The 23,734-nt window shown below is 37.5% G+C and carries 23 protein-coding genes; 7 read left to right on the forward strand and 16 right to left on the reverse strand.

The genetic code is table 11. The features are described from left to right. Positions 1–3 precede the first annotated feature (3 nt). The 3 genes from QGN23_RS07580 to QGN23_RS07590 form a co-directional block, all read right to left on the reverse strand. Positions 4–1,257, reverse strand: a complete 1,254-nt coding sequence (locus QGN23_RS07580) for a CinA family nicotinamide mononucleotide deamidase-related protein (protein WP_282903747.1) — start codon at positions 1,255–1,257, stop codon at positions 4–6. 220 nt (positions 1,258–1,477) lie between these two features. Next, positions 1,478–2,020 (reverse strand): lipocalin family protein, encoded by a 543-nt coding sequence (locus QGN23_RS07585; RefSeq protein ID WP_282903748.1) that lies wholly within the window; start codon positions 2,018–2,020, stop codon positions 1,478–1,480. Positions 2,021–2,028: 8 nt separating this feature from the next. Continuing rightward, positions 2,029–3,234: an NAD(P)/FAD-dependent oxidoreductase gene (locus QGN23_RS07590; protein ID WP_282903749.1), complete on the reverse strand. Its 1,206-nt coding sequence runs from the start codon at positions 3,232–3,234 to the stop codon at positions 2,029–2,031. Positions 3,235–3,462: 228 nt separating this feature from the next. On the opposite strand from QGN23_RS07590, the gene QGN23_RS07595 reads away from it, so the two are divergent. Both QGN23_RS07595 and QGN23_RS07600 read left to right on the forward strand, forming a co-directional pair. Then, positions 3,463–3,969 (forward strand): pyridoxamine 5'-phosphate oxidase family protein, encoded by a 507-nt coding sequence (locus QGN23_RS07595; protein ID WP_282903750.1) that lies wholly within the window; start codon positions 3,463–3,465, stop codon positions 3,967–3,969. A 24-nt stretch (positions 3,970–3,993) separates the two neighbouring features. Further along, entirely contained in the window at positions 3,994–4,473 is a 480-nt protein-coding gene (locus QGN23_RS07600) for a Dps family protein (RefSeq protein WP_282903751.1), read from the forward strand. Positions 4,474–4,707: 234 nt separating this feature from the next. Here the strand turns inward: QGN23_RS07600 and QGN23_RS07605 are convergent, their stop codons facing one another. From QGN23_RS07605 to QGN23_RS07615, 3 genes are all read right to left on the reverse strand, one after another. Continuing rightward, complete coding sequence (locus tag QGN23_RS07605) at positions 4,708–5,544, reverse strand: dienelactone hydrolase family protein (protein WP_282903752.1); 837 nt, start codon at positions 5,542–5,544, stop codon at positions 4,708–4,710. Positions 5,545–5,654: 110 nt separating this feature from the next. Further along, positions 5,655–6,521: a lipoyl synthase gene (lipA, locus tag QGN23_RS07610; protein ID WP_282903753.1), complete on the reverse strand. Its 867-nt coding sequence runs from the start codon at positions 6,519–6,521 to the stop codon at positions 5,655–5,657. Between the two features lie 124 nt (positions 6,522–6,645). Then, positions 6,646–7,203, reverse strand: a complete 558-nt coding sequence (locus QGN23_RS07615) for an RNA polymerase sigma factor (RefSeq protein WP_282903754.1) — start codon at positions 7,201–7,203, stop codon at positions 6,646–6,648. Between the two features lie 162 nt (positions 7,204–7,365). Between QGN23_RS07615 and QGN23_RS07620 the strand changes: the two genes are divergently transcribed. After that, positions 7,366–7,665, forward strand: a complete 300-nt coding sequence (locus QGN23_RS07620) for a hypothetical protein (protein ID WP_282903755.1) — start codon at positions 7,366–7,368, stop codon at positions 7,663–7,665. Positions 7,666–7,794: 129 nt separating this feature from the next. On the opposite strand, the gene QGN23_RS07625 is transcribed toward QGN23_RS07620, so the two are convergent. The 10 genes from QGN23_RS07625 to QGN23_RS07670 all read right to left on the reverse strand — a co-directional run bounded on the left by QGN23_RS07625 (position 7,795) and on the right by QGN23_RS07670 (position 18,270). After that, complete coding sequence (locus tag QGN23_RS07625) at positions 7,795–8,208, reverse strand: cytochrome C (RefSeq protein WP_282903756.1); 414 nt, start codon at positions 8,206–8,208, stop codon at positions 7,795–7,797. Between the two features lie 19 nt (positions 8,209–8,227). Then, positions 8,228–8,488, reverse strand: coding sequence for a hypothetical protein (locus QGN23_RS07630; protein ID WP_282903757.1), 261 nt, complete (start codon positions 8,486–8,488; stop codon positions 8,228–8,230). 51 nt (positions 8,489–8,539) lie between these two features. After that, on the reverse strand, positions 8,540–9,532 hold the full coding sequence (locus tag QGN23_RS07635; protein WP_282903758.1) for a cytochrome c: 993 nt from the start codon (positions 9,530–9,532) through the stop codon (positions 8,540–8,542). Between the two features lie 10 nt (positions 9,533–9,542). Further along, the gene (locus tag QGN23_RS07640; protein ID WP_282903759.1) at positions 9,543–11,285 is read right to left on the reverse strand and encodes a cbb3-type cytochrome c oxidase subunit I; all 1,743 of its coding nucleotides are present in this window, start codon (positions 11,283–11,285) and stop codon (positions 9,543–9,545) included. Between the two features lie 47 nt (positions 11,286–11,332). Continuing rightward, entirely contained in the window at positions 11,333–11,767 is a 435-nt protein-coding gene (locus tag QGN23_RS07645) for an RrF2 family transcriptional regulator (protein WP_282903760.1), read from the reverse strand. A 99-nt stretch (positions 11,768–11,866) separates the two neighbouring features. Further along, complete coding sequence (locus tag QGN23_RS07650) at positions 11,867–12,733, reverse strand: DUF72 domain-containing protein (protein ID WP_282903761.1); 867 nt, start codon at positions 12,731–12,733, stop codon at positions 11,867–11,869. 136 nt (positions 12,734–12,869) lie between these two features. Continuing rightward, positions 12,870–14,525 (reverse strand): ribonucleoside-diphosphate reductase subunit alpha, encoded by a 1,656-nt coding sequence (locus QGN23_RS07655; RefSeq protein WP_282903762.1) that lies wholly within the window; start codon positions 14,523–14,525, stop codon positions 12,870–12,872. Positions 14,526–14,927: 402 nt separating this feature from the next. After that, positions 14,928–15,902 carry a ribonucleotide-diphosphate reductase subunit beta gene (locus QGN23_RS07660; RefSeq protein ID WP_133438801.1) on the reverse strand — a complete coding sequence of 325 codons (975 nt, stop codon included), beginning with the start codon at positions 15,900–15,902 and terminating at the stop codon, positions 14,928–14,930. A gap of 537 nt (positions 15,903–16,439) precedes the next feature. Beyond that, on the reverse strand, positions 16,440–16,955 hold the full coding sequence (locus QGN23_RS07665; RefSeq protein ID WP_282903763.1) for a hypothetical protein: 516 nt from the start codon (positions 16,953–16,955) through the stop codon (positions 16,440–16,442). A gap of 16 nt (positions 16,956–16,971) precedes the next feature. After that, on the reverse strand, positions 16,972–18,270 hold the full coding sequence (locus tag QGN23_RS07670; protein WP_282903764.1) for a hypothetical protein: 1,299 nt from the start codon (positions 18,268–18,270) through the stop codon (positions 16,972–16,974). A gap of 575 nt (positions 18,271–18,845) precedes the next feature. Here QGN23_RS07670 and QGN23_RS07675 point away from each other — a divergent pair. The 4 genes from QGN23_RS07675 to QGN23_RS07690 all read left to right on the forward strand — a co-directional run bounded on the left by QGN23_RS07675 (position 18,846) and on the right by QGN23_RS07690 (position 23,620). Next, positions 18,846–19,538 (forward strand): ABC transporter ATP-binding protein, encoded by a 693-nt coding sequence (locus tag QGN23_RS07675; protein ID WP_133438804.1) that lies wholly within the window; start codon positions 18,846–18,848, stop codon positions 19,536–19,538. A gap of 67 nt (positions 19,539–19,605) precedes the next feature. Next, complete coding sequence (locus tag QGN23_RS07680) at positions 19,606–20,835, forward strand: ABC transporter permease (protein ID WP_282903765.1); 1,230 nt, start codon at positions 19,606–19,608, stop codon at positions 20,833–20,835. A 96-nt stretch (positions 20,836–20,931) separates the two neighbouring features. Continuing rightward, positions 20,932–22,200 (forward strand): ABC transporter permease, encoded by a 1,269-nt coding sequence (locus tag QGN23_RS07685; protein ID WP_282903766.1) that lies wholly within the window; start codon positions 20,932–20,934, stop codon positions 22,198–22,200. A 223-nt stretch (positions 22,201–22,423) separates the two neighbouring features. After that, the gene (locus QGN23_RS07690; RefSeq protein ID WP_282903767.1) at positions 22,424–23,620 is read left to right on the forward strand and encodes an efflux RND transporter periplasmic adaptor subunit; all 1,197 of its coding nucleotides are present in this window, start codon (positions 22,424–22,426) and stop codon (positions 23,618–23,620) included. Positions 23,621–23,734: the final 114 nt, after the last annotated feature.

The following is a 23,734-nucleotide window of genomic DNA, read 5'->3' on the forward strand; positions in this document are numbered from 1 at the left end:
TTTCTAATATTGCTCCCGAATTAAAATCTCAACCAAATCCTGTAAAACTCTCTGCGACACAAAATTGACGAAATCATTTCGCTCGAAATGTGGAAGATGTAAACGATTGGTTTTTTCGAAATCATTAACCCGAATCGAGTAAAAAGCAGTTCCGATTTCATTATTGAATTCATCAGAATTCGGTCCGGAAACACCTGTGGTAGAAAGCGATATATTCGTTTTGAAAAGCTTTTGAGCACCCAAACTCATTTCCTGTGCAACTTCTTCAGAAACCACTGTTTTCTCCTGAATCGTTTTTTCAGAAACGCCCAGAATTTCTATTTTTTTGTGATAATCGTAAGCGATAATTCCACCAAGGAAATAAGTAGAACTTCCTGAAATTGAAGTGAGTAATTTTGAAAGTTCGCCGCCGGTACAACTTTCAGCTGTAGAAACCGTGAGCTTTTTTTCATCTAAAATTTCTTTTAAAATTTCCTGAATATCGTCACCGTTCCAGGAAATGACATGATTGCCGATTAAAGGATTTAATTTCTGAACTTCCTCTTCAATCCGCAGTTCGAGTTCTTTCTGATTTTTACCCTGAGCAGTTAAGCGCAATTTAATTCGGTTTCCCACGGGAAGATATGAAAGCGAAATATCCTTTGGTAAAGCCAATTCCCAACTTTCAATTTGTTCAGATAATACACTTTCAGGAATTCCGACCACAGAAATAGTGTGCGTTACAATGTAATTCAAACTCCATTTTTCGGCGAGAAAAGGAATGATTTTATGTTTAATCAAAGGTTTTACCTCGAACGGAACTCCGGGCATACAAATGGTAATCTTTCCATTTTCCTGAATCATCTGACAGGGCGCGCTTCCGTTCTCGTTTTGAAAAATAAAGGCTTTGCTTAAGACTTCGGCCTGTGGTTTATTGAGTTCTAAAAGATGGGCACGGTTTCTTTTCTCAAATAACCTCCGCAAATGGTCGTAAGTTTCGGGATCCAGAATGATTTCATCATTAAAGAATTCTTTAAAAGCGGTTTTGGTTTTATCGTCTTTGGTAGGGCCCAAACCGCCGGTCGTAATCACCAAATCTGCCATTTCAAAAGCTGATTTCAGGTTTCTTTTAATGCTTTCTATTTCATCGGAAACCGTTAAAATCTGCACCACCGGAATTCCGATTTTCTTGAGTTCGGCTGCGATGAAATTAGAATTGGTATCGACTGTATTTCCCGACAAAATTTCGTCGCCTATGGTGATGAGAACTGCTTTCATATCAAATTTTAAGACGATAAAATTACTGAATTATATTCCAGCCACCGAAATAAAATCCAGTAATTTTTGGATGCCGAATCTGCAGCCCGGATTGAATGAAACTCATTTTTTAGCCAAGAACCAGCCATGAAAAAAATAGCGGGAATGGAAGACGAAAAATGCTGCCATAAAAAATCAAAATAGATCCTGCTTTGTCAATGGTTTGGCTAAATAAAAAATATTACTCATCCTGTTCCACCCAAATCAAATTTCCTGTTTGATAACCCAATTTTTTAGCTTTCTCCAAAAACCTTTCTCTGTAGGAAACGGGAATGGTTTTCTCCCGTGAAAGAATCCACAAATAATCGAGATTGTTGCCAGCTACTAAGGCATATTTGTAATCCTCATCGATATCGATGATGTTATAGCCTGCCCAAATTGGTTTAAAAAAAGAAACTTTCAACCTCGCCACATTTTCGTTTTCTACGAATTTGGCTTCGCCGATACTTTCTTTCCATTTATTTTTCACGTGGTCATAACCTCTATTATCCACTTTGATATTGCCGTTGTCTTTCATGGAATAGGTTGCGGTGACGTTCTTCATATTCCTCTCAAAACGGTAATCGAAACGGGCTATCTCATACCATTTTCCCAAATATTTTTTAGCGTTAAAATTTTGAACGGCAGTTGCTCCTTTAGGAATTCCCACAGAACAGGAATGTAGAAATGCGACACCCAAAATCCCAAGCGCAACGGGGATTGCTAGTTTATTTAAATTTTTCATACTTTTATTTAACGGCCAAACCTGAAATATTCGGCCAGATGATGTGTTTTTTTCCTCAGAAAATCAGAAACCATTTTCATTCCGGTTACAGAAAAAGTGATGCCATTTCCGCCGAAACCAAGAACGAAATAAGAATTTTTAAATTTTGGATGTTCACCGATATACGGTAATCCGTCTTTGGTTTCCCCGAAAGTTCCTGCCCAAACGAAATCGGTATCAAAGGGCTGATCCGGTAAAACGCTATTATAGATTTTAATAATTTCTTTTTGCTTTTTGCTCAAAAGTTGATCCCGCTTTTCCGGATTTTGAAAATCTTCATCGCCGCCGCCCATGAGAATCCTGCCGTCATCAGTAGATCTCATATAAAGATACGGATCATCGGTATTCCAAAACAGGGTTTTCGAAAAGTTTTTGTTTTTTATCTGTCCCATTTCAGAAACCATCGCAAATGTACTTTTAAGCTGCACAAAATCTTCTTTAATGAGATTTTTGCTTTCATAACCGATACAGTAAATAATTTTCTTGGCTTTGATTTTAAATCCTGTCGTTAATTCCGCTTCATTATAAGTCGGATGATATCTGACGGATTTCATTTCCGTTTTATCAAAAATTTTCAATCCTTTCTTTTCATTATACTGCAAAAGTTCGTGAGCCAAATTAAAGGCATCGACGCTTGCTCCCTGTTTCGATAAAATTCCGCCATGCGTTTTTTTCAAACCAAACTGATCTTCAATCTCGCCGGGCTCCAGCCATTTCACTTTAAATCCCGCTTCTTTTCTGGCGTCAAATTCTTTCTTTAACCAGGAAACATCTTTTTTCTTCGAGGCAAAATACAGTGACTCTTTCCGCTTAAAACCTGCTTTTGATTTTATTTTTTTTGAAATTTTCTCCAATGCATCGATGGAAGCTGAGCACACCTGATAACTTGCGAGTGCTGCCTCATTTCCGATTTCGTCTTTCAATTTATAAAGTGGCACATCGATTTCGTATTGCAACATTGATGTGGTAGCAGACGTGCTTCCATTGCAGATTTCGCGTTTGTCGATCAGAATGGTTTTGCAGCCTTCTTCTGTCATCTGGTGAGCAATTAAACTTCCGGTAATTCCTGCACCAATAATAAGAATCTCACATTCCACATCTTTTTTTAAAGAAGGATACGAAGAAAGCAATCCGTTCTTCACCAGCCAAAAAGGTTCATTTGATTTTAAATCCATACTCCTTATTTTGAAATGCTGAAAATCAAAAACTAAGCCGCAGTATCAAATCCACAAACAAAGCTTTGTTATTTTATCAAATCAGCTTATTTAATAAAACTTTAACATACTAAAATTTTTGTTATTGCGTTTTGGTTTGCTTTTTGAATGGATTTGAGCACCTTTAAAAAATTGATTTATTCATTTTCGCAGGAATCAATTTTATTTAATCATCAAAAAACCGATAATATGTCTACCGAAAACTTAAATCAAAAAGAAGCGATTGAAAAACTGAAAAAACTTTCTGAAAGCGCAAGAATATGTATGTTCTGTACGGATTTAGATTCTCATCCTAATTCGTGCCGTCCCATGAGTTTACGGGAAACTGATGATCAGGGGAATCTATGGTTTATCAGCAGCGATCAGAGTCATAAGAACTTTGAAATTCAAAAAGACAATCGGGTACAACTGTATTTTATGAACAACAGTGATTCTGAATATCTTTCAATTTTGGGCAAAGCATTTATTTATAAAGATAAAGAAACGATTGAAGAAAAATGGAGTGCAATGGCAAATGCCTGGTTCGATGGGAAAGACGATCCGAATGTCTCTATCATCAGAGTTACTCCAGATGAAACCTATTATTGGGAACCGAAAGTTGGGAAATTTGTTTCAATGCTTCATTTTGCAACCGCGGCCATTACCGGGCAAAAATCTGATAATGATGATGGAAGGGAAGGAACATTACACATTTAATATTAACTCATTAAAATATAAATTATGAAACCAGACTTAGGAATTACGCAAAAAAACTTAAACGCCGTTCACAAAATTTTAAATGCTGTCCTGGCTGACGGAAATATTCTTTACATTAAATTGAGAAAATTTCATTGGAATTTATCCGGTGATAATTTCATGGAATTACATCTTTTGTTCGAAGACCAGTACACTCAAGTGGGTGAAGCCGTAGACGAAGTTGCAGAGAGAATCAGCACTTTGGGTGGAACTGCAATCGGCACCTCGATTGAATTCGCAAAGGAATCCCAGCTGAAGGAAACTCCTGGAAAAGTGCCTGACACACAGGGAATGCTGAAAGAGCTAGTGGCTGATCACGAAACAATCGTAAAATCATTACGTGATAATTTAGATAAAGTGGAAGAAGATCACAATGATGCAGGAACGGCTGATTTCTTAAATGGATTAATGCAGGAGCACGAAAAAATGGCCTGGAAACTAAGGAAATACTTCAAAGAATCATAAAATTCGTCTTTGACCTAAAACCATCAAAGTTTGCATGACATTTACTGTTATTATTAATTAAGATAACTTACTGAAATAAAAAGTACAGTTGAAAAAAAAATCAGCTGTACTTTTTTATATAGAATGTAAATATTATTTCTGGTTTAAGATGGGCCAACGCATAAATAATCCCACAAAATAAAAATTTCCCTTCCGAAAACGAAAGGGAAAAAATCTTTAATAAGAATTGAAATACTATTTAAAAATTTTAGCTAAAAAAGTTTTCATGGCTTCCCAGGATTTCTCGTCGGCTTCTTTATTGTAAGCGACTTTCAAATTGAATTTCTGGCCAATTGCGGTAGACGCAGGATTGGTAAATGAATGAATGGCGTTGGGATAATCGATGAACTGATAATCTATTTTGGCAGAATCCATTTGCTTTTTGAAGGCAGCAATTTCTTTGGCGGGAACATAAGTATCTGAGGCGCCATTTAAAACTAAAATTTTGACATCGTGATTTTTGGGTTTGATTCCGGTCATTAAATTTCCATGAAACGAAACAGCGCCTTTCAATTCATCTTCCAACCGAGCCATATTTAAAGCTTGCGCTCCACCAAAACAATATCCGATTACGCCAATTTTATCATAATTGGCATTAGGGAATTTCAGAAGCTGCGCCTTTGCCTTATCAAATTTCAATTTTGCATCGATGGGAATTTTATAGAATTCTCCAGATAATTTTGCGGCTTCTTCGGGATTATCAACGGTCTTTCCATCGCCGTAATAATCCACGACCATTGCAAAATAGCCTAATTCAGCCAGTTGTTTAGCTCTATTTTTCACATAATCAGTTAAGCCCCACCATTCCGGAAGAACCATCACGACTGGCCTCACCTCGTTTGCGTCTCCTAAATAAGCGACAAACGACTGATAACTTTTACCATCAATATCATAGGTCACTTCTTCCGTAGTCATTTTTCCGGTGGTAGATTTTACAGAATTTAAACCATTTCGTACGTCGTCTTTTTTCTCCTTACAGGAAAAAATAAAAAGCAGCAAAACGATTACCGCGGATATTTTGAGTATTCTCATGATTAAAATATTTTAAATTTGATTGATTAAAGGTAAGAATTCTAAAGTTCAAATAATAAAAAAACGCAACGGTATCGCTGCGTTTTTTTATTATTGTTAAAGTTGATTTTTTAATGAATATGTTTTTCGGCATGGTAAGAACTTCTCACCAATGGCGAACTTTCTACGTGACGGAATCCCAGACTTCTGGCAAAATCACCGAATTCATTAAACTCTTCCGGAGTAATAAATTTTTTCACGGGCAAATGTTTCTTCGTCGGCTGCAAATATTGACCGATGGTAATGACATCTACGTTGGCATTTCTTATGTCTTCAATGGTTTGGAAAACCTCAGCGTTTTCTTCACCTAAACCAAGCATTAACCCGGTTTTCGTCCTTTTTTGTCCGGCTTCTTTTAAGTAAGATAGAACCTCTAAGCTTCTTTCATATTTAGCCTGAATCCTCACTTCTCTGGTTAATCTTTTCACGGTTTCCATATTATGGGAAATCACTTCCGGATGAACTTCGATTAAACGGTCAATATGTTTGGTGATTCCCTGAAAATCCGGAATCAGAGTTTCCATGGTTGTCCCCGGCGAAATCCGGCGCACAGCATTTACCGTTTCTGCCCACAGAATGGAGCCCATATCTTTCAAATCATCACGATCTACAGAAGTTAAAACTGCATGTTTGATTTTCATCAACTTTATAGATCGCGCTACCTTTTCCGGTTCATCCCAATTGACATCCAAGGGTTTCCCTGTTTTCACACCGCAGAATCCACAGCTTCTGGTACAGATATTTCCCAGAATCATAAAGGTCGCAGTCCCTTCACCCCAGCATTCACCCATATTCGGGCAACTTCCGCTTTGACAAATGGTGTTGAGTTTATATTTATCAACCAAGGTTCTGAGCTCTCGATAATTTTTTCCTGTAGGAAGTTTTACGCGAATCCATTTTGGTTTTTGTATCGTTGTATCGGTAAGTATTTCGTTCATTTTTAAAGATAAAAAGCAAATTTACAAATTTCTTTCTCTATGGAATGAAATCCGTGGTTGACATATTGGCTTTGGAATAATTTTGAGAGATTAAATAGGTAGTATATTCTATGAAAATACCGAATCAATCATCAAATTCTTTATTTCTGAGCAATTCAGCGAGTAATTTTTTAGCGCGCATAATCCTGACTTTCGTATTGGCAACGGTGATATTCTGTTCTTCGGCGATTTCTTTAATGCTTTTTTCTTCGAAGAAGCGAAGTTGAATAATATCCTTGTAATTAGAATCCAAACTTTCGATAATGGATAGGATTTGTTTTTGATCTTCTTCAGAAATCAGAAGTTCTTCCGGTGAAAGTGCCAGATGATTTTTGAACCCGTCAAAATTATCGGTAGAATCCTCATTTTCCCTGGATTTTTTTCGCCAGTAATCGATGATAGAATTTTGCGCAATGGTGAGAATCCATGTTTTAAACTGAAAATTTGGATCAAATAAATCCAGCTTTGCCAATACTTTTGAAAATACAGAAACTGTAAGTTCATCAGCTACATATTCGTCCTGTACTTTTTTCATTACAAAACTGAAAACATCTACCCAAAACAGATTGATAAGCTGGGTTTGTGCTTTCTGATTTTTATTTTTGGCAAAAGCAATCAGGGTTAAAAGGTCTGTGTTTTTCATGAATGAAACAAAGATAAGGAATTGCAGAATTAACTTCAGTAGAATCGGCGCTAAATTAGTTTGATAAATTTACTTTAAAATCTTATCTTGCATGACTATAAATTAAATGTATAAAACTGATTATAGGCCAATCATTAATTTCTAAATATAAATAAATAGAAAATGGATAAAACGAATAAGAAATATAAGAAGCAGGTTCTGGCATCATTGGAGGAATTGGCTAAAACTGAACATGTTCTATTAGAAACAATGACTAATTTAATGTTACTGAAAGAACTAAAAGAAAATCAAATTGAATTCAAAGAAGGAGACACTTTTTCTTTTGACGATAACATCTTTGATTACAGTGACGACAAAAATGTGAGAAGAGTCGCCAAGCTTCGCAAAAAAATTGTGAAAACTATGCAAAAACTGGTTGAAAACAACGATTTCAAAGATAAAGAAATCGAATTTTTAGCATAAGATTATGTTCATAAATAAAAAACGGCTTCAATAAAATTGAGGCCGTTTTTTTTATTAAAATTTAGAAAGTATGGTCTTGATCTCAAATTAAATTTCTTTTATTTAAAAAAAATAAAAAAACACCTGTTTTTAATAAGGAAGTCCACTGAAATAGGTGATTAAATAATAGGCACTCCAACCCGCGATTAAAATGATAATAATCCACATCCAGACAGGGATGGTCTGTTGAGTTTCACTTCCTCTGATGACGAAACTTTTTTGATTTCCTTTGTCGTACGCATTGATCATTAAAGGCAGAATACCATCAACGACATCGTCTTCGCTGAGTCCTTCAACACTGATCGAGGGACCGTTTCTAACGGTGAAATTTATTTTCCGAATTCCTTCCCGGCCAGCTGGCGACTTGCTCACTATTTTCAAAACATGATCTCCATCCGTTAATTTCGAGGTATCAAAATCAAATACTATTGGCGTCTTCAATTCTGCCAGCGGTTTTGCATCGTCATCAATAAAGAGGAAAACGGAACTTCTATCTTTAGTCATCTTCTGCTTTTTTATGGGATTAATTTAAAATAGAATTCTTAATATGATCTTGGTCTTTTTCCCCGGGTTTTACCAAATACTTTAAAGAATAAATAAAAGTAAATACGGTAAGAGCCGCGATCACAGCAACGATTATCCAGTCAAAATCACCACGGGGTCCTACTCCGTGGGTAAAGTCTCTGGTTACTTTTGGCTGCTGAAGTTTACAGGCTTCACATGCTAACGCAAAATTTATCATTAGTAAAAAAAAGACAACTGCGGTATTTCTAATATTTTTCATCGGTTTGATTTAATGTTTATTTAATTAGTAAAAAGCAATTATTATCTTCATTTACTTGAGTTGGTCCATGACCGCTTTTACCTGTTCCAAAGTCACCGGTTTGGCATTGTTTCCCCACGAAGATCTTTCATGATTCATAAGTGCTGTCACCATTTCGGGTGTAAAGTTGGCGTTCTTCCCGACGGCAGGCATTGGTCCATATCCTGGTCTTCCGGTGTAGCCGGTCATAATAATAGTCACGTACACTGAAATATCGTCCCCTGTAACAATCGGGCTTCCCTTGAGTGGTGGGAAAGCTCCCGGTAATCCTTCGCCCGTAGCCTGATGACAACTTGCGCAGTTCGCAGTGAATAATTCTCCGCCATCTGGCAGAGCACTTGCACCGCTACCGCCAGCCGTTTTCTTTACTTCTTTTTTATAAAGAAATTCCTGCGGTTTGATACCTTCCGGTAATTTTGTCTGTTTCAAACTTAATAGGTACGCAACGAGTTGAAGTGCTTTCTTGGTAGGAACGATTTTTTTAAATTTATTCTTAAGAAATTCCGGTGGTACCTTAACTTCAATATCGCCTTTGTCTAAATAATCTTTTTCTTCAAAAAGAAATGAAAAAGAAGGCATTATTGATTCTTTCACCACGGCTCTGGGCTGGTATAGATGAAGCAATTGCCAATCGCTGCTCGGTTGTCTTTCGCCAATAGCAGTTAAATCCGGACCGGTTCTTTCTGACCCTAATAAATTGGCCGTATTTCTCCAAAAATCCATCCGGTGATTGCCAGCATAATCTGCAGGAATACTTGGCCTGCTTCCGAATACTTTGTCCATTTCAACTTCTCTTACTTGCTGCGTATGGCAAGCGATACAACCATTTTCCACATAAATTGCTTTTCCGGCAAGCTCATCTTTGGTTAAAGGTTTTGCATCGGGAAGGGGTTTATAAATTTGCTGATTGGTAAAAGCAGGCAAAATCGCGATCTGTAAAGTAAGGAACAGAAATAAGATCAGGGCTGACCAAAACAAAGTTTTATGATTATTTAAAAATTCCATTATTTCCAATTTATTTTGTTGGGAAGTTTTTAAGCTGTCTTTTGGCTTCCAAAATTTCTGCGGGCGTTTTTGGAATGATGATCTTTTGTTTTCTATTGACCATTATATAAAAATTATACGCAAATACAAAGTGAGATATCCACATCATTGTACCGCCAATTGCCCGCCATAACCAGTATGGAGCCATGAGTACCACACTTTGAATAAACGGTTTACTGTCCATCCAAAGCAATCCTTTCTGTGTAGAGCCGATCATGAGTGAAACGGTATAAAACAGCAATCCGATTAAGGCCAACCAAAAGTGAATACCTACCATCGTTTTGGGTGGTTCTTTTCCGGTAATTCTTGGAACCAAAGTATAAATAAATGCCCAAAGCATAAAGGTGATAATCCCATACATCGTTAAATGCGAGTGAGCGACTGTAAAATCGGTAAAGTGCCAAATTAAATTCGTAAACCTAAATGCTTCTACAGTTCCCTGCATTGAACCCGTGAAGTAGAAGACAATACCTATAAGATAAAATGGAAGAGTATAAGAAGTTTTCACCTGATGCCAAGCTCCATTAAAAGTAAGTAAAAAATTGGCCGTCCCTGCCACGACGGGAATCACCATACCAACACTCGCCACAATAGCAACCGTCTGCATCCACCACGGAATGGCACTGAAAATAAAGTGGTGACTTCCGATTAAAGTATAAAATATAATTTGGGTCCAAAAGGCCAGAATTCCTAAACTGTAAGAATAGATCGGTTTATTAAGCTGTTGGGGAAGAAAATAATACATCAAACCCAATGTGAGAAACATGAACCACATTCCTACGCCCTGATGCATATAATAACCCTGAATGATTGTTTCTGCCAGTCCATCTTGCCACAAAGGAATATAAGCCACGACCAAAATAACAATAACGTACATCATTGCGGCAATAATATACCAGTTGGAAACATAGATTTCTTTGGTAACACGTTTCGCTACGGTCATCAGAAAGTTATAAAGTGAAAGAACAATTCCTGCAGCAAAAATTGCCATTATCGGCCAGATATACTCGCGGTATTCGCCACCGCCATTATTAATTCCTGCCATTAATGAAACCGTTCCCGCCAATACTGCAACGTTCATAAGGATTAATGTATACCACCCTATTTTAAGACTGTGAATCTCTACATTGCTCACCCGTGGAATTACATAATAGGAAAGTCCTACCATGGCAGCTGATGCCCAGCCCCAAAAAACCATGTTGGTGTGCACGGGACGAAGCCGCCCAAAACTTAACCAGCTGACATGATCCGCATCCGGCGCAACAAATTTAATACCCAGATACTCCCCGACTGTAGTCCCAAAAAGCAACCAGAAAACAGAAAAGCCCAGAAAATAAAGAATCAATTTTGCTAATTCCGGAGAAATATACTTTTGTGGAACGAAACTTTTTTTATGCGGAATAACCCTCAACTCTTCGATGGCGTTGATATTATGGATAATTCCCTTTTCGTCTGAAGGAGGAATTTTACCAGAGAGTTGATTGGGCGGAAGTTGATAAGCCTCCTCGATTTTTCTTTTTTCGTAGAACGCAAGTTCTTCGGGAGAAAGGTTTTCTAATTTTTTGTTGAATTCAGACAGCTTGCGCCGGTTACGCAGGTCTTTGTACGTAGCATAAGTCTTCACGACGGCGATCAGCAAACCAACAAGTACCGGTATTAAAATAAGCAGTACGGTAATCTGAATTCCGGATTCCCCAAATATTGAATTATTCATATGGAAATATTAAAAGATAAAATTGTCCTTTATTGCAGTAAAAAAAGCTACCGTTTCAAAAACGTTATTCCATCAGAAACCTCTTCAGCCAGTAATTTCAAAGAAGTATTACTCAAGGTTTCTTTCATTTCCTCCCGAATCTTTCTAAAATTGAAGTGCATTGGACAAGGCTTCTGTCCATCACATCTTCTAAGACCAAGAGTACAATTTTCAAAAATCCCATCACCATCAATCGCCAACACAATGTTTAAGAGTGATATTGTATTTAAATGTTCTTCCGTTATAAAAAAACCTCCGGTAGGACCTTTTAAGGAAGAAAGTATTTCGGTTTTAGTTAATTTCTGTAAAATCTTCGCCATAAATGCAGGCGGAGAATCAGTATGTTTTGCAACTTCTATTAGACTTACTTTATGATTATTGCGGGAATGTTTAGCGACATAAATGGCTGCACGAATTCCATATTCGCATGATTTTGAAAACATATCTTACTAAGTAACAACAAATGTAGAAAAAATAATAATAAAAGACAACACCGTCTTCTATTATTTTTCTTTGAATTTAAAAATAAATGGAATTTTAATTTAAGCCATCAAAGGAATATGAATATTCATTTTGAATTCTTTATTGATGGCTTCAATAAAATGAGCGGATAAAAGCGGAGATGCTTTTTCGATATTCTGATGGACAAAGAAATACAGATTTTCTAAACCTTCTTTTTCCCAAATTTTAATGCGGTCTATCCAATCATCGAGTCGCGTGTAATCGCTGTCTGCATTGGCTCCGACGTATCTGATAAATGCAGTCGGTGTGGTAAGACGCATGTGCAGCATATCTCTTCTGCCCGCCGTATCTACGATGATATTGGTAACAGCATATTTTTCAAAAAGATCCATTGTTTTGTTGAAAATTTCTTCATCTGCAAACCATTCGCTATTTCGTAACTCTATGGCGAGGGGAACTTCTTTTGGCCAGTCGTGCACAAATTTTTCCAACCGCTCATAATCTTTTGGTTTAAAATTATCGTGAAGCTGAAGGAAAACCATTCCCAGTTTTTCATCAAAATTTAAAACGGAGGTTGCAAATTGCGTAACGACATCTGTAATGTTTAACAATCTTCGAAAATGTGAAACCGTATTTGGGATTTTCGGAAAGAATTTAAAATCAGCAGGTGTTTTTTCTTTCCAGGTCAGCACCTGATCCGGTGAAGGCATTCCGTAAAAAGTTGCATTCAGCTCAATCGAATTAAACTGTGTAGAATAATAGGTTAATTCGTCTTTGGTTCCTTTTGGATAAAATCCTTTCAGATCGGTTTTGTTCCATTTGGCACATCCAATAAAAACATTTAATTTTTTGGATTTATTGTCCTTTAAAATTTCTTCCGTTCTCGGATGATCTTTGGGAAGGGTAAAATCAATTTGCGATGGGTCTTCAACTTGTCCGAATTTCATAATGGTTATAATTTGAGGCTTAAAGTTATGGAATTTTGAATTTATCCGGTCATCATTAAACCAATTTTAATTAAAAAACCACAGAAATAATTCCGTGGTTTTTCTTTGCTCTTTGCTCTTTGCTCTTTGCTCTAAATTACGCTTCACAACTTGAACACGTCACAAAATTCACCATCATTTCCTTAGAAACAGAAGAACTTCTTTGATAATACAAAGATTTTACTCCTTTTTTCCAGGCTTCGATATACAGGTAATTCACATCTTTCACGGGCATGGTCGATGGAATCTGTAAATTCAATGATTGCGCCTGATCGATGTACTGTTGTCTTTGTGCCGCCTGAGAAATAATTTCCATTGGAGAAATCTCTCTGAACGTTTTAAATACTGCTTTTTCTTCGTCACTTAATTCCGGGATATTCTGAACAGAACCGTGATTCAACATAATGGTTCTCCACGTATCTTCGTTGTCTATTCCTTTTTCCTGAAGTAATTTTGCGAGGTATTTATTTTTACGCATAAAGTTTCCTTTCGCCAAACCTGCCTTATAATAATTGGAAGCAAACGGCTCGATTCCCGGCGAAGTTTGTCCTAAAATTGCAGAACTGGAAGTGGTAGGCGCAATCGCCATGGTGGTGGTATTTCTTAAACCATAACCTTTCAATAATTCCGGTTCACCGTAAATATTTGCCAATTCCTGAGACGCGATCACCGACTGTTCTTTGATCTGTCTGAACGCTTTTGCATTAAACTGAGTTGCCTCAAAACTTTCAAACGGAATCCTATTTTTCTGCAGATAAGAATGATATCCAAGAACTCCCAAACCAAGCGCTCTGTGACGCAAAGCAAAAGTTCTGGCGCCATTTAAATAATAATTCCCTTCTGTTTTTTCAATAAATTCAGACAAAACAGCATCTAAGAAATAGATCGCCAATTTCACGGCATCGGTATCTTTCCATTCGTCATACAATTCTAAGTTCATCGAAGAAAGACAGCAGATAAAAGATTCTGCTTCGCTGGAAGGCAGCATGATTTCAGAACACAAGTTACTCGCATTCACGGTCATTCCTAAATCCTTATAAACCTGAGGTTTGTTTCTATTCACATTATCGGTAAAGAAAATATACGGCAAACCTTTCTGCTGGCGACTTTCAAGCACCCGCGCCCAGATTTTGCGTTTGTCCATATCACCATCGATCATGTCCTGCATCCAGTAATCCGGCACACAAATTCCGGTGAACAAATTCTGGATCGGACTTCCAATATCTTTAATCGATAAAAATTCTTCGATATCTCCGTGGTCCACATCCAGATACGCAGCAAAAGCACCACGCCGAACGCCACCTTGCGAAACCACATCCATCGCAGTATCATACAATTTCATAAAAGAAACGGCACCCGAAGATTTCCCGTTATCGGTTACTGCGGTTCCCCGATTTCTCAGCTCTCCGAAATAGCCGGAAGTTCCGCCGCCAATTTTGGTCTGCATGATCACTTCGCCTAATTTGTGCGTAATTCCTTCGATATTATCCGGTACGTGAACATTGAAACAGGAAATTGGCAAACCTCTTTCCGTTCCCATATTGGCCCAAACCGGTGATGAAAAACTGATCCAACCTTTTCTGATCATTTCTTCGAAAGCAGGTTGCAATTCAGGTTTATATAATCTTTTGGCGGCAGCAGAAGTAATTCTGAGGATTGCACCGTCAACAGTTTCTCCTTTTAATAAATATCCCCGGTTCAACATTTGCTCCGACTCTTCGTTCAGCCACCAAATTTTGTTTTGTTCTTCCATAATTCTCTTTCTCTAAAAATGTACCGCGTACAAATGTGTTTTTTTTATTAATTTTTTTGAAGCATTAAATGTTTGCTTCTTCTAAAGTTCAGTCCCGCTTTTCACTGTACCTTTTTATTTTTCCGAGAAAAAATAAAAAGGATGCCGTTCCAATCGGGGCTATTAATTTCTGTCTTTTGTTTTTCGAAGATTTCTTATCTACAAATAAGTTTCGGCTAAGGCCAGTTCGTATTGATAATGATTTATCTTAAATCTTTGGCATTGCACTTTTCTTTTTTTTAACACCAATCACCTTTTACATTCCCAGTTGCGCCCCGACTTGAACGGAAATCCTTTTTGTGGAGCAAAGCGGAACAAAAAGATTGGGAGTGGAAGGCGGATTAAGGCGCCCAAATAAAAATTTTAAAACAAATCGTTTTCCGTAATACTCTTATCGTGTTTGGTATAATCTACCGGCCTTTTAGCAAAGAAATCATCCATCGAATTGGCGAAAACTTCTTCCTCGAACCAAACCATTGGTCGGTATTGTTCCGGCGTAATATTGTAACGGGTTTTCATATTGATCTTCTTCAAACTGTCATCTACACGGAATTTCATGAAGTTCAACAAGTTTTCTTTGCTGACGTTATCGATTTCGCCCATTTCGAAGATCCAATCCAGAATTTCTTCTTCTACATTGATTGAATGATCAACCAAAGTGTAAATATCTTCGATATCGGAATCGGTTAGCAAATCCGGTTGTTCCTGACGGATTTTGTTGATCAGATAAATCCCGGCGTTGGCGTGAATCTGCTCATCTACGGAAGTCCAGGCAATAATATTGGACACATTTTTCATATATCCTTTGAATCGTGTAAACGACAAAATAATGGCAAACTGAGAAAACAAAGAAACGTTCTCTATTAAAATACTGAACAGCAATAAAGACGATACATATTCTTTCTGCGAGGTAGAATTTGCGTGCTTTAAAACATTGGAAAGAAAATCAATTCTTTTTTTGATGGCAGGAATTTCGATAACCTGGTTAAAAGCATCATTATATCCTAAAACTTCGAGCAAACGGGAATAGGCTTCGGAATGGCGAAATTCGCATTCTGCAAAAGTAGCACCCAATCCGTTAAGTTCCGGTTTTGGCATGTGACTGTAAAGATTCCCCCAAAAAGTCTTGACAGAAACCTCGATTTGAGCAATGGCCAAAAGCGCATTTTTAATCGCGTTTTTTTCATGGGGTTCTAACTGAGAGTGGAAATCCTGGACATCAGCGGTAAAATCCACCTCTGAATGCACCCAAAATGATTTGTTAATAGCTTCCACAAACTGTAAGATTTCGGGATACTCAAATGGTTTATATCCAATTCTTTTGTCAAAAATTCCCATAGTAAAACTTAATTTTTAGAGCACTTCTCCTGGAAAAGTGAAATTATATAACGAAATGATTATTAGCTGTTTACAAAATGAATGAACCCAAAAACAGCGTATTTTACCTTTAATGCGTTCCGTACAAAAATAGGAAATGAAACCGTAAGAAGAAAGTCACAATCATTAATTAACTGACTACAAGGGGTAAAAGTTTTCCACAATCACACAGACCTTGCTTTCCCATTACCTTTATCTGACGAAGCTAACCGGATTACGTCCTAAAGCGCAAAAACACATCAAACAAAACACTACAAAACACCTAAACAATGTATATAGGAACTAAACACTCTATTTCCAGATTATGATATTAGCCATTTCAACACCAATTAGTTCACGTGAAAAGAGCGCTTCTGGTTTTAATACATTTCGATTTTGAGACCAAAAAAAGTTCCCAATATAAAAATTGGAAACTTTTGTATTTACTTTTATTTGTATTTTAAAAAAAAACAGTACTTGTATCTTTAAAAACATTTTAAAAATTATCGTACCAGGTTACTACTTCCAAAAGCTCCAGACTGCCCCATTGTAGCAAGCAACCTGTTTTGCTCCGGAGAGATACACCATCATTCCTGGCGAAGGACTTACAATATCAGTGTAAGCATTGACGGTGGGCAAAATCATGGCTTTATTCGCATCAGACAAAATCAGGATACCGTTGGCTGTTTCTGCTGCAGGATTAGATCCGATGATTACTTTAGCACTTGTCTGCTCTGATTCGAAAGCAGGTGTGGCGGGCACAACACCCGAGTTTACAATTGTCAGGTCTTTCCAGGAACCGGTTAATTTCACCTTGATTTTTTTATCAGCAGCATCAAAAATAATTGTTCCAGGAACTGCTGCTGTTACGGAAGCAGCTGCATCTACATAGGGCAAAATTATTCCTTTATTTTCGGTCCCAAATTCCAGAGACACCGAAGTGTTGGTTGGTGATGTCTTGCCTGTTCCGATGATGACCTGGCCATAAGTTAAAGTTGAAAACAAAACCAATGCTATAAATGTTGTATTTTTCATGTTTGTGTTTTTATTATTAGTTTGTGCATGTTTGTGTTTCGAGGCAGGTCCAAGCTGTTCCTTTATAGATTTTCAAACAGCCCTGACCAAGATTTTCGTCGGTATCAAATACCAGCATTCCTTCTACGGGGTTAGAAATGGTTGTTTCTGGTGAAACCATTCTATTAATTACAAAACCTTTTGTTTTTGCTTCCAGGGCCGTATGCGCACCAGACCGGATCATTGGCCAGTTACCATTCTGGGAACCTGCACGCTGTAGTGCTGTAATGCCATGATTGGTTGGCAATCCTGTACCCATAGTTGCAGGTTTGTAGCATGCACATGCAGGATCTCCCGCAGGATATACCGTTACAGTTACCGTTTGGTTACCGGAAATATCATAACCCAATGTAGATCTATAATACACTTTAAGATTAAAAACATACGTACCAGCTATAGTAAAAGTGACAATCTGTGTTGCAGTTGTAGATCCTATAGTGGGAAGCGGGGGAGTAAAACCCCCAGCAGGACCACTTACCAAAGTCCAGAGAAAATTTTTATCAGCACGCACATCAGCATCAGGTATAAAACCGGTATATGACCCGGATAAAGTGACAGAAGTTGCACCACTTCCTAAACAAACTGAGTTAGGGGTTGCAGAAGGTATAGCGTTAATACTTCCTCCATTAGAATTTAATTGCCAAAAATTATAGGTAGAATTCGAACCTCCACACACAGCAAAATTTAACTCCGTTGTTCCGTCTACAAACTTAATTTGTTTATTTCCGGTACAATTTCCTAACACTGACCTTTCTGGCTGAATTAGATTAGTTCCTGTATTACTAGTTGCCCCGTTATAGTTCGTTAAAATTAGACTTGAACCTAATTTAAGCTTCAGTGTCGTACTATTTTGGGAAAAGTTTATAATACCCCCCAAAACATATACATCCTGATTTGCTCCTAAGAGAGCCAATGTCGCCATATTGGCAGATAAAGTAATTATTCCTTTATCAATCGTTAAATTCGTTACCGGCAAATCAGCAAGAACATATAAATCTCCAAAATAATAAGTTTGCGTACCAGTAACCGTTACATTTGTTCCCGGTGCTATAAATACTTTGTAAGTCCCTTGTGCAGTTGCGGTCGTATTCTGTCCCGGATATTGAGTGGCCGTAGCCCACCCTGTAGAAGTGTAAACATTCCAGGTTGTGGTAGCAGTCCAGGCGCCTGTAACAGCAACTGATTGATAATCACCAATTTGTGGTGCCGGAGCCGATTGGGCTGAAGACATCCCAGCCATGGCTAATACTAAAAAGAATATAATCCTAAGTTTCATAATTATTTGTGTTTTAAAAAATGAATAAAAAGTGTTATCTCGATAAATAACATAACGAGGTATAAATTTTTTTCAAAACTTTTTTTTGGCAAGATATTACGAAAGAGAAAATTGAAAAGGATATATTCCCTGACAATAGAAAATTATTTTAACAATTCCATCATTTAAATTTCTGGAATTAATTAAAACTATTATCTGTATAAATCATACGCTGAAGTATAAATTTTTTTCAAAATTCTATTTGTAATAAATTACGAAGCAGAAAAAATAATTGAAAAAATTTATCCGTAAGAAGAAGTGGGTAATTTAATTAATTTCATCATTTGTTGTGTTATTTGTGTGTTTGTGTCTTTACGATCGTAAAATTAATATATTTTTCTGACATACACCGATTTAAATGCTAATTTATTTGAAAAATAATTTTCTGTGGAACAAATCACCCAGAGCAAATTAAAAATAATCAGTAGCATTCTGCCTTATCATTATTAAAGGATCACGGAATATATAAGGATTATCCCCAGTGATGTAACAATTAAAATAAATTGCCTACTTATTATAAAATAAATCTCCACTTGATGTTAGTAATTAAGGATCTCAATAAATCATACGACACCGGAAAGAGCAAACTTCATGTTCTGAAAGGAATTAATCTTTCGATTGATGAAGGAGAATTTGTTTCGATTATGGGTAGTTCGGGTTCTGGAAAATCTACTTTATTGAATATTATTGGAATTTTAGATGAGAAAGATTCCGGAATTTACAACCTCGACGGGATTCCCATTGAGGATTTATCCGAAATAAGAGCCGCAGAATACCGGAGTAAATTCCTGGGTTTCATCTTCCAGTCCTTTAATCTCATCGGTTACAAAACCGCTCTGGAAAATGTAGCCCTTCCACTCTACTATCAAGATGTTCCGCGAAAACTGCGCAACCAAAGAGCCATGGAATATTTGGAAAAAGTAGGACTGGCAGACTGGGCGACCCATATGCCCAATGAACTTTCAGGTGGGCAGAAACAGAGAGTTGCCATTGCCCGTGCTTTAATTACAGACCCAAAAGTAATTTTGGCCGATGAACCCACAGGAGCTCTGGATTCTAAAACAACCTATGATATTATGAAGCTCCTTCAGGAGATTAATCGTGAGGGAAAAACCATCATTGTAGTCACCCACGAACCTGATGTTGCTGCTGAAACAAAAAGAAACGTCATCCTGAAAGATGGCATTATCGAAAGTGACAAATTTATTACTCAAAGGGTTTTACAATAACAAATTCACTTCGCATTAAATAAGCAAATGGTGAAGTTCATTATAAAAATAAATAGAATTAGAAATTATGTTTGACCTGGACCGTTGGAGAGAAATATTCGAATCGATTCGCAGTAACATATTGCGAACGGTACTTTCTGGGTTTACGGTCGCTTTAGGTTTATATATTTTCATCGTACTTTTTGGTATTGGAACCGGTTTACAAAACGCCTTTACCAAAGGTTTTGCCCGGGATGCAACCAACCTGATCACTATTTTCACCAGAAAAACAACCATCGCTTATGGCGGTTTACAATCTGACCGGCAAATCATTCTTAAAAATGATGATTACGAGAAAATAACCAGTGAGCAACCTGAAAAATTAGAAAGTGCAACGCCGAGATATTCCGCAAACATGACTGTAAAATACGGTAAAGAAAGCGGCAACTATCAAATCAGTGGCGCGAATCCTGATGAGATTATCATCGAAAACCGTAAAGTGACGGAAGGCCGTTACCTCAACCCTTTGGATCTTAACCGCAAACAAAATGTTGCTGTGATTGGAAGAATGGTTCAGCGCGATTTAATAAAAAACGGAAGTCCCATTGGAAAAAACTTAGATATTAATGGCAGCATATTTAAAATCGTGGGTGTTTTTTCTGATGACGGAGGCGATTTCGACGAACGAATGATAACCATTCCCATCACCACTTTGCAGCAACTGAAAAAAGGTTCAGATACCGTAAGCACTATTTTTCTGACTTATAATACCAACCTTACACCCGACCAGGCGATTAAATATGGTGAACAACTGGAAAAAGAGCTTAAAGCCAAACATAAAGTTTCTCCCGATGACGAGAACGGCGTTGTCGTAAGAAACAATGCTAAAAATATGGGTCAAACTTTTCAGTTCTTATTCATCATTACGCTTATAGTTGGTTTTATCGGCATGGGAACACTGCTCGCCGGAATTATTGGAATCAGCAATATCATGGTTTATATTGTTAAAGAAAGAACGCAGGAAATAGGAGTCAGGAAAGCCATCGGAGCCAAACCGAGCAGTATCGTCAGTTTGATTATGCAGGAAAGCATTGTCATCACCGTAATTTCCGGTTTAATAGGTGTTGGTCTCGGAATTCTCACTTTGCATTTAATCGGCGACAGTTTAGAAAAATATTTCATCGTAGACCCTTCTGTTGGTTGGGGATTAGTGATCGTGGCTTTTATCAGTTTAGTCATTTCAGGGCTGATTGCAGGATTTGTACCTGCCTATCGTGCCAGTAGAATAAAACCGATTGAAGCGTTGAGAAGCGAATAGATTTTTTTGAGAAAGAACATAAATAGATATTACAAACACCATTTAAATTAATTTCGAATTAATTAGTGAATTTACTCACTTAAAGAAATCGACATCATGAACATCATTTTCAAAATAGATACCTGGCAAGAAATTTATTATTCCCTGAAGAATAATAAGCTTCGAACGTTTCTTACCATGATTGGCGTGGGTTGGGGAATGTTTCTTTTTGTTGCCCTTCTGGGTGCGGCGAAAGGGATGGAAAATGGATTTGATAAAGTGTTTTCAGGCTTCGCAACCAACTCTATTTTCCTGTGGGCGCAGAATACCTCGATTCCTTATGATGGATTTCCGAAAGGCAGAAAAATGGATCTGCATTTAAGCGATCTTGATTTACTTCCCCAAAAAATTCCGGCCATTGATTATATTTCCCCTCAAAGTACCCGCGGAAATTTCGGTACCCCGGGTGAAGCTTTTTCCAGAAACGGAAAAAATGCAACTTACACTTTGACCGGTGATTTTCCGGTAGGAAATAAAATTTCTGAAAAAAAACTCATCTTCGGAAGGTATATCAATGATGCCGACATCTCCGGGAATAAAAATGTAGCCGTCATCGGTGAAGAAATCTATAAAAACTTTTTCGATGCCAAAAAGAACGAAAACCCAATCGGACAGTCCGTTAATATAAAAGGTATTTTCTTTAACGTCATCGGTGTTTTCCGGGTAAAAAAAGGAGGCGGTATGGAAAATGACCAATCCGCTTTTATTCCTTTTACAACGTTTTCTAAAATGTATAACAATGGGGACAAAGTGGGATTCTTCGCAATCGTAAGTAAACCAAATGCAGACTTAAAAATTGTTGAAGATCAGGTAAAAGCTGAACTCAAAAAGAAATATAATGTCTCGCCGGAAGACACTAATGCTTTTGGAAGCTTTAACCTCGGAAAAGAATTCGGAAAACTGACTGGCTTCCTTACAGGAATGCAGTTGCTGACCATTACCGTGGGAACTTTAACCATTTTAGCCGGCGTAATCGCCATCTCGAATATCTTATTAATTACAGTAAAAGAAAGAACGAAAGAAATCGGCATTCGTCGTGCCTTAGGCGCAAAACCGGCTGAAGTGCGAAATCAAATTTTATTAGAAAGCGTGGTGATTACTTTATCATCAGGACTTTTGGGATTTATGCTGGGCATTTTTCTGCTGATGATTCTCAATGCGGTGACCAAAGGCCAGGATTCTTTTCCTTTTTATAATCCGACGGTGAATTATGGACAGGTTTTCGGCGCGATGGCAATAATGGTTATTTTAGGTTTAATTGTCGGAATGATTCCGGCACAAAGAGCGGTGAAGATTCGACCGATTGAGGCATTGAGGTCGGAGTAGGAAGTTTTTGAGTAATTGGATTTTTGAGTGATTGGGTTTTTGTGATATAAAGCTTTCCATTTAAAACTAATAAATTCTAAATAAATACCTGATTTTGTATATAAAACGAAATCGCGACCCGGCCTGAATGGAGCTCTTTTTGCGAGGAGGCACGACGAACAAAAAAGCGGGAATGGAGTACGGAAACAGTCGCCCAAAAAATATTAAAAAATAAACGAAGTATATGAAAAAGAAGTTCACTTTAAAAAAAGCAATTTATATCCTCTTAGGATTAGTTTTTGCGGTGGCATTGATTTCGGGAATTAGCTATCTGATTTCGTCGAACACCAAAGAAAGCGAGGCATTCCTAACCAAAAAACCATTTGTTCAAAATATGGACGACAAGGTAATGGCAACCGGAAAAATTGTACCGCGGGAGGAAATTGAAATCAAACCGAATATCTCAGGAATTATCGATAAAATCCTGGTGACAGAAGGTGACAAAGTAACCGCCGGACAGCTGGTTGCAACGATAAGAATCGTCCCAAGTATCCAAAATGTGAACGCAGCGCAACAGGAAATTAATAATGCAAATCTGCAGATCAACAATGCGCAGATTAATGTTTCGCAACAGCAAAAACAGTTTGCAATGCAGGAAAGACTGTATTCCCAGGGTGTGATTTCTAAACAGGAATATATTTCGGCTCAACAGCAGTTGCAGTCAACACAGCAAGTGTTGAAAAATGCGCAGCAGCAAAGACAGACCGCCCTGAAAAACCTACAGATTGCAAAAACCGGAGCGACGCCGGAATTGGCAGGTCTGGCAACGACACAAATCAGATCTAAAGCCAATGGAACCGTATTGGAAGTTCCTGTAAAAGTCGGCAGCCAGGTCATCGAAGCCAACTCCTTTAATGCCGGAAGTACGATTTGCTCGATTGCAGATTTGAATTCTCTCATTTTCCAGGGCACGATTGATGAAGCACAAGCCGGGAAATTAAAAGAAGGTTTGGAGATGAACGTGGTAATTGGTGCTTTGCAAAACAAATCTTTCCCGGGACGTGTAACGATGATTGCACCAAAAGGAAAAGAAGAAAATGGAACGATTAAATTCCCCATTGAAGCCGATGTTTTTAATAAAACCAATGAATATATCCGTGCCGGATTTTCAGCAAACGGCGAAATTATACTGAGTTCGCAGAAAAACGCTTTGCTTTTGGATGAATCTTTAATTCAATATGATAAAGTAAACGGAAAAGACAATTCCTTTGTAGAAGTGAAACAGCCCGACGGAAAATTTAAAAAAGTAAATGTAAAACTCGGCGCAAGTGATGGAATAAATGTTCAGATCTTATCCGGCATCAACAAAGATGCTGAAGTGAAAGTCTGGAATCCGTCTGATAAAGATAAAGAAGCTTTGAAAGAAAAGAAAGGTAAATAAACAACGATTCTTAGTTCAACAACAGATAATCCCGGAAATTCCCGGGATTTTTTTATTTTCAATTTTTCTGGATAGTTGTTTTAAGTATTTGTAAAAACGAAATAGATAAGATCA

This window comes from Chryseobacterium gotjawalense (assembly GCF_030012525.1).
Taxonomy (GTDB): Bacteria; Bacteroidota; Bacteroidia; order Flavobacteriales; family Weeksellaceae; genus Kaistella; species Kaistella gotjawalense.